Origin of the sequence: Paenibacillus sp. FSL R10-2199 (assembly GCF_038000235.1) — a bacterium.
Taxonomy (GTDB): Bacteria; Bacillota; Bacilli; order Paenibacillales; family Paenibacillaceae; genus Paenibacillus_AQ; species Paenibacillus_AQ phytohabitans.
The window spans coordinates 1-12,201 of the sequence record NZ_JBBOBO010000002.1 but is presented as its reverse complement, the minus strand read 5'-3'; the positions used below and the strand labels follow the sequence as shown (position 1 = coordinate 12,201).

Below are 12,201 nucleotides of genomic sequence, written 5' to 3'. Positions count from 1 at the left end.
GTAAGGAGTAAATCAATGAAGAGAATTCCTGTTACTGTACTCAGCGGATACCTCGGTTCCGGCAAAACCACACTCCTGAATCACATCCTGCATAACCGCGATGGCCTGAAGGTGGCGGTCATTGTGAATGATATGAGTGAGGTGAACGTGGATGCGGGCCTGGTAAAATCCGGCAATACCCTCTCCCGGACAGAGGAGAAGCTGGTGGAAATGTCCAATGGCTGCATCTGCTGCACGCTTCGCGATGATCTGCTGCGGGAAGTGAATAATCTCGCGTCGGAAGGGCGTTTCGATTATATTCTGATCGAGTCTTCCGGCATCAGCGAGCCGGTTCCGGTAGCCCAGACCTTCACCTATGCGAACCCGGAGCTGGATATTGATCTTACTGAGCTTGCCAGACTGGACACGATGGTTACGGTAGTCGATGCCAACCGTTTCTGGCATGATTTTGCATCGGGGGACAGTCTGCTTGACCGCAATATGACTGCGGGCGATGGCGACTTCCGGGATATCGTTGATCTGCTGATTGACCAGATTGAGACCTGCGATGTGCTGCTGCTGAACAAATGCGATCTCGTGGACGAGCAGGAGCTGAACAAGCTGGAGGCTGTGCTGCGCAGGCTTCAACCGCGCGCGAAGATCATCCGTACGGTTAATGCGGAGGTCGACCCTTCAGAGATCCTGAATACGGGTCTGTTTGATTTCGAGCAGACCAGTCTGTCCTCCGGCTGGATCGCGGAGCTCGGCAAGGAGGAGCATACACCGGAGACGGAAGAATACGGCATCACCTCCTTTGTCTACCGGCGCAGAACGCCGTTCCATCCGCAACGGCTGAGCTTCTTCTTCAGCAACTGGCCGGCCGAGGTAGTCCGGGCCAAAGGTCTGGTATGGCTGGCCGCGCGCGGGGATCTGGCCGCAACCGTCAGCCAGGCGGGACCGTCCATTCAGTTCGGTCCGGCCGGTTATTGGCTGGCGACGATGCCGGAGGACCAGCAGCAGGAGGTGCTGGCCGCCGAGCCGGATGTGAAGGCGAAGTGGGACGGGCAGTGGGGCGACCGGCTGAACGAGATCGTGTTCATCGGCGTCAGCATGAACCGTGCAGACATCGAAGCCCGGCTGGACCGCTGCCTGCTGAGCGCGGAAGAAATGCAGCTGGACTGGAATGAGTTCAACAATCCGCTGCCATGGCCGGCAGACGAGCTGCTTGCTGCCGGGCAGGAATAGAGGGCTGAGGAGGAGCGTGCAGCGGGCGGAAGGTTAGGGTTTAAGAATTGAACTCGGGTGATACAAGGGATTTATATCCGGGTGGAATACAAGACAGGCATCTGGAGTTACGGTGGTATGCAAGAAGAGCATCTAATTTCGCGGAAGAGCCGGAATCGGGACTGTCGGTTCCGGCTTTTTGCTGCCTAGATTACAGTGTTAATCAGTTTGATTACGATTAATTTTCGGTTTTGGGTTTACAGATCGTAATTATTACGATAATATCAATGGAGTTAAAACGTAATTATTACGAATAAATTCATTATCTGCGAATGTTAATAGACTTTGCCGGTGCATTAGCTCCGTCTGAAGTTGAATGAAGAAGGGAGGACGATACGCTATGATTTTGTCATCCATGCGGGATGTTGTGTTCGGCTACGGGAACGAGCCGGTCATTGACCGCTTGTCGCTGGATATTGAAGCCGGGCAGTTCATCGGGATCACCGGCCCCAACGGAGCGGCGAAGACAACGCTGCTCAAGCTTATGCTGGGCCTGCTGAAGCCCTGGAGCGGAACGGTCTCCCTGAATAAGGAGCTTACCGTCGGGGGCGGGCTGGTGATCGGCTATGTGCCGCAGCAAGTTGCCTCCTTCAATGCCGGATTCCCCAGCAAGGTCATCGAGCTGGTCCGTTCCGGCTGCTACTCCAGGCTGGGATTGTTCCGCCGCTTCACGAAGGAACAGGAAGCGCTGGTGGAGAGCAGCCTGCGTCAGGTCGATATGTGGGAGTACCGCAACCGCAGAATCGGCGAGTTGTCCGGCGGGCAGAAGCAGCGGATCTGCATCGCCCGGGCGCTGGCCCAGCAGCCGCAGGTGCTGGTGCTGGATGAGCCGGCAACCGGCATGGATACTGCCAGCCGCAGCGGCTTCTACAAGCTGATGCGGCATTATGTCAGCCAGCATGGCCGCACCGTCATTATGGTTACACATGGCCTGGAAGAGACAAGATCCTATCTGGATACGGTGATCAGCCTGGAACGGCAGGAACAGGAGGGCTGGACATGCTTGGTTACGAATTCATGCAGCGTGCATTTTGGGCAGGAGGCCTGATTGGCATTATTGGTCCGCTGCTTGGCGTATATCTGATGCTGCGCAGGCAGCTGCTGATGGCGGACACCCTGTCCCATGTCTCACTTGCAGGTGTGGCCCTGGGTTCAGTCCTGCAGTGGAACCCGGCCATCAGCGGTTTCGCTGTGGCCGTAGCCGGAGGGCTGGTTATCGAGCAGCTGCGCCGTTCTTACCGTACATACAGTGAGCTTCCGGTAGCTATCATTATGACCTCCGGCCTGGCGCTGGCCGTCGTGCTGATGAGCCTGAAGCAGAACCTGACCAAGAGCTTCAGCTCCTACCTGTTCGGCTCCATCGTTGCCGTGAGTGATACCCAGCTTAAGCTGATTGCCATCGTGGCCGCTGCCGGACTTGTCTACTTCATTGTGCTGCGCCGGCCGCTGTACAACCTGACATTTGACGAGGAAACCGCCAGCATCGGCGGAGTCCATACCGGATTACTGTCCTTCTCGTTCGCCGTTCTTACCGGCATGACCGTTGCCGCAGCCATGCCTGTTGTAGGTGTGCTGCTGGTATCCGCTCTTATTGTGCTCCCGGCATCCATTGCGCTGCGGGTTGCGTCCGGTTTTACCACAGCCATTCTGATTTCAGTCGCTGTCGGTTTGACCGGCGTGTTTAGCGGCTTAACGGCTTCGTATTATATCAACACGCCTCCCGGAGGCACGATTGCACTTATTCTGCTCGTATTTTTGCTAATTGCCATTGCTGTGCAACGGCTGATTACCTTGAAAAACCGCCGCAACATTCATAAATCTACTACCATTTAAGAAAAGGGGTCTCCGAAAAATATGATGAATTCCAAATCAAAGTCCAAATTCAAAATCCGCCACCTTGCTGTCTTGTCTCTCACCGCTATGCTTATTGTCTCCGGCTGCGGAAACAATACTGCAGGCAATGCTGCCTCTACCGGCAGCCCTGCTAACGCCCCGTCCTCTGCGGCTGCAGCTACAACCGTACCTGCGGCGGACAAGCTGAATATTAAGGTCAGCTTCTATCCGATGTATGAATTCACGAAGAATATTACCGGTGAGCTTGCGGATGTGGAAGTGCTGATTCCGGCCGGCACCGAGCCGCATGACTGGGAGCCGACCGCTAAGGATATGGCTGAGATTTCTGATGCGGATGTGCTTGTCTATAACGGAGCCGGTATGGAAAGCTGGGCGCAGCAGGTTGTGGACGGGGCTTCCGGCAGCAAACTGATTACCATTGAAGCCAGTAAAGGGCTGGAAATCATGGAAGGAACGGAAGAGGAAGAGGGACATGACCATGAGCATGAGCATGAGCATGCCCATGAAGAAGGCACAGTGTCCGGCGAGGCTGGTCACGATCACGAACATGACCACGAGGATGAACATGGGGAAAAAGCACATGCCGGAGATGGCCATGATCACGGCGGCCTTGATCCGCATGTGTGGCTCGCCCCGGCTATGGCGATCCAGGAGGTCCGCACGATTGAAGCGGCTTTATCCGCAGCCTCGCCTGAGAATGCAGCAGCCTTCAAAATGAATAGCGAAACCTATATCGCCAAGCTGCAGCAGCTGGACCAGGAGTTCAAAGACGGGCTGAAGGATACGAAACGTAGGGACTTTATTACCCAGCATGCCGCTTTCGGATACCTGGCCCGTGAATATGGCTTAACTCAAGTGCCTATCGCCGGGTTGTCACCGGAGCAGGAGCCTTCCGCTGCTCAAATGGCAGAGATCGTAGAATTTGCCAAGGTGAATAACGTAAAAACGATCTTTTTCGAAACTCTGGTATCCTCCAGCGTGGCTGACACTATTGCCCAGGAAATTGGAGCGAAGACAGCTGTGCTGAATCCGATTGAAGGACTGACGGAGGAAGACACCAGGAATAATCTGGATTACTTGGGCGTTATGCGCCAGAATCTTGAAGCTCTGAGCGCGGCGCTGAACGAATAAGAAGAAGAGAGGCTGATCCATACAATGGCTAAGAAATCGAAGGTTGTCAAGGAACTGAAGCGGCAGGAGCTGGTGGCGAAATATGCGGACAAACGCAGAGAGCTGAAAGCGGCGGGAGATTATATGGCGCTGCAGAAGCTGCCCCGTGATTCCTCGGCTACCCGTCAAAAAAACCGGTGCACCGTCTCCGGCAGACCACGGGGGTACTTAAGCAAATTCCATGTTTCCCGGATCGTCTTCCGCGAGCTCGCACTCCAGGGACAAATTCCCGGTATCACCAAGTCCAGCTGGTAGACCGTTAACTTCATAGATGCTCTGCCGCAAGACGGCTGATTCTCTGGGATACAGGGGACCAGCCGTCTTGCCATATTCATTGACTTTGCCTGATGCAGCGGAGTGAATTATGATAGAGGAAAAAGATATTCCGCAGCTGAAGGAGGCTTCTAAATGAGCTATACCGATACTTTTATCCGTGTTGCTGAAGATTGTCCGGCAGAAATTGGCATAACCCCGGTCTCGGGACGGCCGCTTCTGCCCGCTCATGTCATTCAATACCAGCTGCTGGCAGGTGCGCCTTACCAATATAACCATGAAGAGCTGCTGTATCAGGTACATGTGCGGCACAAAGAAATTCCAGAAGAGGAGCGGGATTCACGCCGGGAGGAGATTTGGGCAGAGCTGTTCGCGAAGAATCATCCTTGCCTGCGGGCCTCCATGCTGCCCAAGAAGTACGGCTGGGGAGTCCACTATGATGCTGAAGGCAAAATCGCCTTGTACGCCAAAGAGTCTCCAGAGTACGATTATTATACTTCCAGCGGTGAAGCCGGGGTGAAGCTGCTGAATGCTATGCGCAGTAAGCGCCGCTGAGCAGGGAATCGGGAGCGGGGAGCCCAAAGTACCATCACAATTTCCTGGATAGAAAGAAGGAAGCGTTATGTCACAGTATTGGAGTCAGCGGTTTGCCCGGGAGGGGATGATCTGGGGGAGCCGGCCCAGTCCGACTGCCGGGTGGGCCAAACAAAGGTTTATGGAAGACGGGGCGTCTTCCGTCCTGGTTCCGGGTGCCGGTTACGGGCGGAACACCAAAGTGTTTGCCCCCGAATTTACCGTTTACGGCATAGAATTAAGTGAAGCCGCGCTGGAGCTGGCCGCAGAATGGGATCCCGGGACAACCTTTATCGCCGGATCTGCGCTGCAGCCGCAGCTTGAACATCCGGTGGATGCCGTGTATTGCTATGACGTGCTGCATCTATTCCTGGCAGATGACCGCCGCAGGCTGATTGAAGCGTGTCTTGAGCAGGTGCGCTCCGGAGGACTGCTCTATTTCACCAGCTTCTCCGATGAAGATCCTAATTATGGGTGTGGGAAGGAGCTTGAACCGGGCACTTATGAATACAAGGCAGATAAGTATGCCCATTTTTTCAGCGACGGCGATTTAAGAGGGCATTTTGCCGGTACTGAGATTCTGGAGACGGGTGCATTTACCGAACCGCTGGAGAGTCCGCAGGGCGGGACCCATGAATACATACTAAGATACATTCTCGCGCGCAAAAAATAAACAGGTGCAGGGAGCGCAGCATCAAGAGGCCCTTCTCCAAACAGGAGGAGGGCCTTATTCAGATGTTTATTCAGGCGGTTACACTAGTGAAGCTCACAATCGGCGAACAGGATATGGCGCGGAATCCGGAAGAAATTCTCGGCTTTCTCCTGCAGCGCCAGCGTAGGCAGATGGCATTGGTGCAGCCACTTGCGGAACGTGCCGGGATGGACACCGATCCAGATGCTGACATCGGTTACCGAGAAGTCATACACCATGCAGAGTCCGGTCAGGATGGCATTGCTTTGCGGTGAACGGGCAATCGTTCTTTTCATGAAACGGGACGGGGTCGGCTGGCACACAATCGGACTCTGCCGCAGAAGAGCTTCATTGAACAAGATATGGGACGGATAACCGAGCAGGCGGCAGACCTTGTCCAGATTGGTTCTGGAGGGAATGCGGCCTTCATACACCCATGCGCTTACGCTGCGCGAGGAAACGGATAGCTCTTCTGCAAGTCTGGAGAGCTTCATGTCCTTAGCCATCAGAATGGCCAGCAGAACGCGGTTGCGGATCTGGCTGCGCTTTGGCCGGCGGAATCTTTTGACACGTACACCTTGTCCAAGATATTTGCGGTTGATCAGAGACCAGGCCTGAATTTTATGTGGTTCTTGCTGATTCTTAGGCATAATTCCTCCGATATACTGAATTAATGAAGTGGTAATTCTTCTAGTTTAGCTGTATATGACTTTAACATTACACCAATGCTTTCGTCCAGATCAAATGCCTCCGTTTCGTGCAGCGCTAAGTTTCTTTCAGTAATGCTGCTGTTTATGATATATTTTTAGTAATCAAATTTATATTAATCAAGAGCTGGGAGCGAGATAGATGATCAAGCATATTGTATTCTTCAAATTAAAGGACCGGTCCCCGGACAAAGTACAAGAGACAGTAGCCGTTCTACGCAACATGGAAGGAAGAATTCCGCAGCTTATCTCTATTGAAGTAGGGGCTGATCTGATTCACTCCGAGCGTTCGTATGATATTGCCCTGGTTACCGTTGTAGCCTCCATGGAAGATTTGCAGGCTTACCAGGTTCATCCGGCCCACAAGGAAGTTATCGCCCACATTAACGAAGTCAAAGATGTTTCTGTGGCTGTGGATTACGAGATTTAGGCAGCAAATGATCTGCAAGGCTGGAACCCAATAAGTACGGAAAGCGGTGACGGTTATGCGTGAGCTTGAGTATCCAATGGAAGCGTTAACGTATCTGGTTGTATTTTTGGCGGCTTGCTTCATTATGCTGTTCTGGCTGAAGCGCCGGGGCAAACGCGGGAAGTAGCGGCAATTATGGAGTGGCAGGACAAATTACTGCAGGGTGGAGGGTCATCTGTGTATTATGTCAACCGTAAGCAAATTGAAACGATACTTGAACAAATCCCTGATCTGAATAACGGTCTCCGGCACGCGGCATCTTCCTGGGATGGCAGTACGATACTTGGTCTTGTACAGGAACGCTGCCTGCATCTGGCGGTAGAAGTGGTTACCGATGTGGGCAGCTGTCTGATCGACGGGTTCATTATGCGGGATGCCGGGAGCTATGAAGATATTATTTCCATTATTCATGAGGAAAAGGTGCTGGGTGACAGCGGGATTTACCCTGATCTGACCTCGCTGGTAGCCCTGCGCAAGCCTCTGGTTCAGGACTATTATGTGTGGGAACGGAAGGCGCTGCATCCGCTGACGCTGGTGCTGCCGGGTGTGCTGGAACAGTTCGCCTCCGAGGTGCGCGGCTATCTGGACCGGGAGCTGGGAATTGAAGTAACGGTGTAATCATAACGTAAAGTATGTAGTCAGACAGAAAGGAGGTCCTTTATGGCGAAGAAGGGTCAGGAAAGCGGTTCGACAAGGCGGATGATTATGACGCTGCTGAAGATGAAAGGGCCGCTGACAATCGGCGCTCTGGCGGAAGAGCTGGGCATTACCGAAATGGGCGTCCGCCGCCATGTGCTTCAACTGGAGCAGGAGTCGCTTGCCAAGACCAAGGTGGTGCGCCAGGCCATGGGACGTCCTATGCATGTATACTCGCTTACCGAGCGGGCGGAAGATCATTTTCCCAAAAGCTATCACAATCTGGCGCTGGAGCTGCTGCGGGAGCTGGATCACGGGAGCGGGCTGGATGCGGTTAATGTGCTTTTTGAAGGCCGCAGGCGGCGTATGCTTGCCCAGTACACCCCTATGATGCAGAACCGCGATCTTGAGCAGCGTGTTGCCGAGCTGTCAGCGATTCAGAATGCCGGAGGGTATATGGCGGAATGGAGTAAGGAAGAGGACGGTTCGTATGTGATGCGTGAATTTAACTGTCCCATCCGCCAGGTCGCTACCCAGTACCGCAAGGCCTGCCAGTGCGAGCAGCATTTGTTCGAGGAATTGCTGGATGCGAAGGTTACCCGCAGTGAATGTATGGCGGAAGGCGGCCAATGCTGCCGTTATGCAATCACACCGAACAAAAAGGAGAAAACTTCGGAAAACTCCAAATGATCAGTCACAGGACAAACTCTCTATGCTTATGATATACCAGAACTAGGCGATCGCCCGGGCGGCCGGGCAGAGGCACTTTGAATCCAAAGGAGAGATTGATGATGAAAAAGGATACCAAAAGCTTGCTCTGGGGTGTGCTTGCCGGCAGTGTGGTCGGAACGGTGACAGCATTGCTGTTCGCGCCTAAACCGGGTAAGGAGCTCCGTAAGGATATTGCCGAAGGAACGACTGAAGCAGTCGATAAGGTCCAGGAAATCGCTGTTCAGGCCAGTGAGAAGACTACAGAGATCTACGGCAAGGCTAAAGAAGCTGTAGTGTCGGTCGTCAGTGAAGTCAAAGAATGGAGCAAAGCCGTCACAGATACAGTTGAAGAAGCTAAGACGGCTACCGTAAGCGGAATTGCTGAAGAGGCTGTGGAAGCCTCAGAAGCGGATGAAGTTGCTGAAATTGCTGAGGCTGTGCTGGAAGAGGAAGCCATTGAAGCTGAGATCGAAGCTGAATCAGACACGGATATTGCTGTAGCTGAAGAGGTTGTTGACGGCAAAAGTGAAGGCGAGCTTTCCTAAGCTTACCAAACAATAGAGGAGCCGCTTTCCGCAGACTGGCGGGAGGCGGCTTTTGCCGTTCCTGTCCCTCCCCAGGTCGGGCCTGTTCCGGCCCGGGGCTGTGCCTGATGAATCCCTTACTTGAACTAAGCCGGTAAATGGGGTATTATCTGCAATTGGGGCTGAAATCCTGGTACACTTTATTCCGGCCTTACATAAGCTACACAAAACAAGTTAAAGGATGCGGTGTGTTCGTGCAGCAAGCAATAGCTATATTAGACTCAGGTGTGGGAGGATTGACCGTTGTCAAGGAAGTGATGCGACAGCTCCCCAGGGAGAAAATCATCTATTTCGGCGATACGGCGAGAGCTCCGTACGGCCCCCGTTCGACTGAGGAAGTGAAATTGTTCACTGAACAAATCGTGGACTACTTAATTCAATTTAATCCTAAAATGATTGTTATTGCCTGCAATACGGCAACAGCGGCAGCTCTTGATTATATCTCCGCCAAGGTAGCCATTCCTGTGATCGGAGTCATTCACCCCGGTGCCCGCGCAGCCATCAGCGCTTCCAAGAATGGCCAGGTCGGCGTCATCGGTACCATCGGTACGATCAAAAGCGGTGCATATACGGCGGCGCTGAAGCAACTGTCACCGTTCGTGCAGGTGGTCAGCCAGGCCTGCCCGGCGCTTGTCCCCTTTGTAGAACAGGGATTGTTCCGCTCGGAGGAGAGTCACCTTGCCGTAGCAGAGTCGCTGAACGGCATCAAATACGAGCCGATTGATACTCTGATTCTGGGCTGTACCCATTATCCGTTCCTGGTCGAGCCGATCGGTAAAGTAATGGGGCCGGGAGTCAAGCTGATCAGCTCGGCAGACGAGACGGCGCGGGAGATCAGCACCATTCTGTATGACAAAGGCCAGCTGGCGCGCGGGGATGAAAGCCCGATCCACCAATTCTTCTGCAGCGGCGATGCAGAGATGTTCCAGCGGATCGCCCGGGACTGGCTTGGCGAGCAGATTAGCCGTACCCCTGTAGTATGGCAGGTATCCTCGATGTAGGCTGGGATGCTCTCTGTGGTGAATTGAATAGGGACAAACCCCCAGGCATCACGGGGCGGATGTTACAAGCCGGGAGCGGGATTCCCGGCTTTTTGTATGTTCAAATCTTTCATGACATGGAGCTGCTGCTCATATACTAGGCTAGGGCTGTGTCCCGCCTGTATTCGCGGAGAGACCCGGACAGGCTGGAGGGGACGGCGGCTCAAGAGGGCCGGGAGGATGAGACATATGCAGCAATATATTGCCCGCAGGGGAGACACCGTAAGCCGTATAGCCGCAAGACAAGGACTGACACCGGAGCATGTCATTCAAGGGAATCCATGGGCTGGAAGCCAGCCTTATTTATATCCGGGGCAGGTGCTGTTCCTGCCGTCTGCTCCGCGTAAGCGTTATGCGGTGCAGGAAGGGGACGATGCACACAGCATCGCTTCCCTGTTCGGTGTGGGAATTGACGAACTGGAAATGCTGAATCCGGGAGTAAGCTCGGGGCGCATATGCATACCGGGCAAGGTGCTTGTGATTCCGGCCGCAGCCCGCCGTGAGGAAGTCTATCTGCGCGGTGAATACGGACCGGCTGACCTGGAGGCGGATACCGCCAGGCTGGCGGGCAAATATCCTTTTGTCAGCACTGAAGCCATCGGCACCAGCGTGCTCGGCAAGCCAATCACTCTGCTGCGGATCGGCAGCGGCGCACGGCATCTGCATGTGAATGGCGCGCTGCATGCAAACGAATGGCTTACAGCGCCTGCTCTGATGCGCTTCATTGAAGAATACGCAGCAGCTTTTGCTTCAGGCAGCGCGTGGCATGGCCATCAGCCGGCGGACTGGCACCGGGACTGGACGCTATGGGCGGTGCCGATGGCGAATCCCGATGGTGTCGAGCTGGTGCAGGAAGGTGTGCTGCCGGACCATCCTTATTACGATGCGCTGATGAAATGGAACAGCGGCAGGCGCAGCTTCCGCCACTGGAAGGCCAACATCCGCGGCGTGGATCTTGGCGATCAGTTCCCTGCCCACTGGGAAGAGGAACGCGACCGGCGGCAGGTTCCCGGTCCGGCTCCGCGGGATTACAGCGGGCATGCGCCGCTCTGTGAGCCGGAGGCAGCGGCGCTGGCGGCTCTGACCGAGCGGATTCCCGGCGATGCGGCCGTATCCCTGCACAGCCAGGGTGCAGAGATTTACTGGAACTACCGGGGCTACGAGCCGCCGGAGAGTAAGCGGTGGGCAGCGGGGCTTGCGGCGGTGAGCGGCTACCGGGCCGTCGAGCTGACCGGCAGCGATGCCGGATACAAGGACTGGTTCATCCAGCGCTTCCGCAAGCCGGGATTCACGGTAGAGCTGGGCATAGGCAAGAATCCGCTGCCTGCGGCTGATTTTGAGGATATGGCCCTGGAGACCGGACTCATACTCGGGGCGATACTCTCAAATTTGAAATAATAATGAAACAATCTCTGCAAATTTGCGTAAGATAGCAGCAAAGGGCACGGCCGCAATCCTCCCTATCGATCCTCCGCGGCTGTATCCTTTTTTTAATGTATTGCCGGTTGGAGACCAATCGGGTCCATGGAGTCGTTTAAGAGTCGCAATAATAAACGCAATAATAGGCACACAAAGAAATCGTTCCTTAAAGAGCGGGCGGGCTGCCCCCCGACGCTTAAGGGGCGGTTTCTTTTTGTATTCGCTGGGGAGAAGGGGGAAATGAGGAGCAGAAATGTCTCTGATTCCGCCTGGAGTGGGCTGGGTGAGTAAATGAGGAGCAGAAATGCCCCTGGTTCCGCCTGGAGTGGGTTGGGTGAGTAAATGAGGGGCAGAAATGCCCCTGATTCTGCTGGAAGTGGGCTGGGTGGAGTAAATGAGGGGCAGAAATGCCCCTGATTCCGCCGGAAGTGGGCTGGATGGACGAATAAGTTAAACTAATTTTTCCGGAGACAGCCGCTTGGGTAGTGGCTTGCCAAAATTGGTTACTGGTGATGCAGGAGTGGGCACTCTAATGGAGAGACGCGGACTGAGATTCCGTTAATTTGTTCATTCGGGCTCAAGATGGGGGATATTCTGACACATAACGGAATCTGTGCGCTTGACAGGCGATTTCGCCTGATTCCATCATTTAGCGGAATCTCAGTCCTCATCACTAGTTGAACCTGGCAGAGGTTCTGCTAAGTATACGCAAAGACAATGCACGCTCGCAGAGCATACATACGTCCATTCCTCCACATCCCCCCACACAAGGTGCTAACGTTACTCCAACGGCCTATACCAGCTCCAGCTC

14 protein-coding genes are annotated in these 12,201 nt (G+C 54.3%); 13 read left to right on the top strand and 1 reads right to left on the bottom strand.

Annotation, left to right across the window (positions count from 1 at the left end):
• Positions 1-15 precede the first annotated feature (15 nt).
• The 7 genes from NYE33_RS28320 to NYE33_RS28290 all read left to right on the top strand — a co-directional run bounded on the left by NYE33_RS28320 (position 16) and on the right by NYE33_RS28290 (position 5,806).
• Positions 16-1,224, top strand: coding sequence for a GTP-binding protein (locus NYE33_RS28320; RefSeq protein ID WP_042135660.1), 1,209 nt, complete (start codon positions 16-18; stop codon positions 1,222-1,224).
• 379 nt (positions 1,225-1,603) lie between these two features.
• Entirely contained in the window at positions 1,604-2,311 is a 708-nt protein-coding gene (locus tag NYE33_RS28315) for a metal ABC transporter ATP-binding protein (RefSeq protein WP_076244189.1), read from the top strand.
• Positions 2,257-3,096: a metal ABC transporter permease gene (locus NYE33_RS28310; protein ID WP_341070059.1), complete on the top strand. Its 840-nt coding sequence runs from the start codon at positions 2,257-2,259 to the stop codon at positions 3,094-3,096. Before NYE33_RS28315 ends, NYE33_RS28310 begins: the two co-directional genes overlap by 55 nt.
• 21 nt (positions 3,097-3,117) lie before the next feature.
• Positions 3,118-4,248, top strand: coding sequence for a metal ABC transporter substrate-binding protein (locus NYE33_RS28305; RefSeq protein ID WP_341068809.1), 1,131 nt, complete (start codon positions 3,118-3,120; stop codon positions 4,246-4,248).
• A gap of 24 nt (positions 4,249-4,272) precedes the next feature.
• Positions 4,273-4,542, top strand: a complete 270-nt coding sequence (rpsN, locus tag NYE33_RS28300) for a 30S ribosomal protein S14 (protein ID WP_039308720.1) — start codon at positions 4,273-4,275, stop codon at positions 4,540-4,542.
• A 153-nt stretch (positions 4,543-4,695) separates the two neighbouring features.
• Positions 4,696-5,115, top strand: coding sequence for a DUF6157 family protein (locus NYE33_RS28295; RefSeq protein WP_341068807.1), 420 nt, complete (start codon positions 4,696-4,698; stop codon positions 5,113-5,115).
• Between the two features lie 67 nt (positions 5,116-5,182).
• The gene (locus NYE33_RS28290; RefSeq protein WP_341068806.1) at positions 5,183-5,806 is read left to right on the top strand and encodes a class I SAM-dependent methyltransferase; all 624 of its coding nucleotides are present in this window, start codon (positions 5,183-5,185) and stop codon (positions 5,804-5,806) included.
• Positions 5,807-5,889: 83 nt separating this feature from the next.
• Here the strand turns inward: NYE33_RS28290 and NYE33_RS28285 are convergent, their stop codons facing one another.
• Positions 5,890-6,474, bottom strand: a complete 585-nt coding sequence (locus NYE33_RS28285) for a helix-turn-helix domain-containing protein (RefSeq protein WP_039308727.1) — start codon at positions 6,472-6,474, stop codon at positions 5,890-5,892.
• Positions 6,475-6,673: 199 nt separating this feature from the next.
• Here NYE33_RS28285 and NYE33_RS28280 point away from each other — a divergent pair, with 199 nt between their 5' ends.
• The 6 genes from NYE33_RS28280 (at position 6,674) to NYE33_RS28255 (ending at position 11,369) form a co-directional block, all read left to right on the top strand.
• Positions 6,674-6,961 carry a Dabb family protein gene (locus NYE33_RS28280; protein WP_039308729.1) on the top strand — a complete coding sequence of 96 codons (288 nt, stop codon included), beginning with the start codon at positions 6,674-6,676 and terminating at the stop codon, positions 6,959-6,961.
• A 216-nt stretch (positions 6,962-7,177) separates the two neighbouring features.
• Positions 7,178-7,618: a DUF86 domain-containing protein gene (locus tag NYE33_RS28275; RefSeq protein WP_042135666.1), complete on the top strand. Its 441-nt coding sequence runs from the start codon at positions 7,178-7,180 to the stop codon at positions 7,616-7,618.
• Positions 7,619-7,660: 42 nt separating this feature from the next.
• Positions 7,661-8,326: a helix-turn-helix transcriptional regulator gene (locus NYE33_RS28270; protein ID WP_171718466.1), complete on the top strand. Its 666-nt coding sequence runs from the start codon at positions 7,661-7,663 to the stop codon at positions 8,324-8,326.
• A 98-nt stretch (positions 8,327-8,424) separates the two neighbouring features.
• Positions 8,425-8,892, top strand: coding sequence for a YtxH domain-containing protein (locus NYE33_RS28265; protein WP_081969923.1), 468 nt, complete (start codon positions 8,425-8,427; stop codon positions 8,890-8,892).
• Between the two features lie 233 nt (positions 8,893-9,125).
• Entirely contained in the window at positions 9,126-9,932 is an 807-nt protein-coding gene (gene racE / locus NYE33_RS28260; RefSeq protein ID WP_039308737.1) for a glutamate racemase, read from the top strand.
• 228 nt (positions 9,933-10,160) lie between these two features.
• Positions 10,161-11,369 (top strand): M14 family metallopeptidase, encoded by a 1,209-nt coding sequence (locus tag NYE33_RS28255; RefSeq protein ID WP_042135668.1) that lies wholly within the window; start codon positions 10,161-10,163, stop codon positions 11,367-11,369.
• The last annotated feature ends 832 nt before the right edge of the window (positions 11,370-12,201 follow it).

Excerpts from the sequence above, each read along its gene's own strand:
- NYE33_RS28295 (WP_341068807.1), top strand. The coding sequence starts at position 4,696 with ATGAGCTATACCGATACTTTTATCCGTGTTGCTGAAGATTGTCCGGCA.
- NYE33_RS28315 (WP_076244189.1), top strand. The coding sequence starts at position 1,604 with ATGATTTTGTCATCCATGCGGGATGTTGTGTTCGGCTACGGGAACGAG.
- NYE33_RS28265 (WP_081969923.1), top strand. The coding sequence starts at position 8,425 with ATGATGAAAAAGGATACCAAAAGCTTGCTCTGGGGTGTGCTTGCCGGC.
- rpsN (WP_039308720.1), top strand. The coding sequence starts at position 4,273 with ATGGCTAAGAAATCGAAGGTTGTCAAGGAACTGAAGCGGCAGGAGCTG.
- NYE33_RS28320 (WP_042135660.1), top strand. The coding sequence starts at position 16 with ATGAAGAGAATTCCTGTTACTGTACTCAGCGGATACCTCGGTTCCGGC.
- NYE33_RS28255 (WP_042135668.1), top strand. The coding sequence starts at position 10,161 with ATGCAGCAATATATTGCCCGCAGGGGAGACACCGTAAGCCGTATAGCC.
- NYE33_RS28285 (WP_039308727.1), bottom strand. The coding sequence starts at position 6,474 with ATGCCTAAGAATCAGCAAGAACCACATAAAATTCAGGCCTGGTCTCTG.
- NYE33_RS28280 (WP_039308729.1), top strand. The coding sequence starts at position 6,674 with ATGATCAAGCATATTGTATTCTTCAAATTAAAGGACCGGTCCCCGGAC.
- NYE33_RS28270 (WP_171718466.1), top strand. The coding sequence starts at position 7,661 with ATGGCGAAGAAGGGTCAGGAAAGCGGTTCGACAAGGCGGATGATTATG.
- NYE33_RS28305 (WP_341068809.1), top strand. The coding sequence starts at position 3,118 with ATGATGAATTCCAAATCAAAGTCCAAATTCAAAATCCGCCACCTTGCT.
- NYE33_RS28290 (WP_341068806.1), top strand. The coding sequence starts at position 5,183 with ATGTCACAGTATTGGAGTCAGCGGTTTGCCCGGGAGGGGATGATCTGG.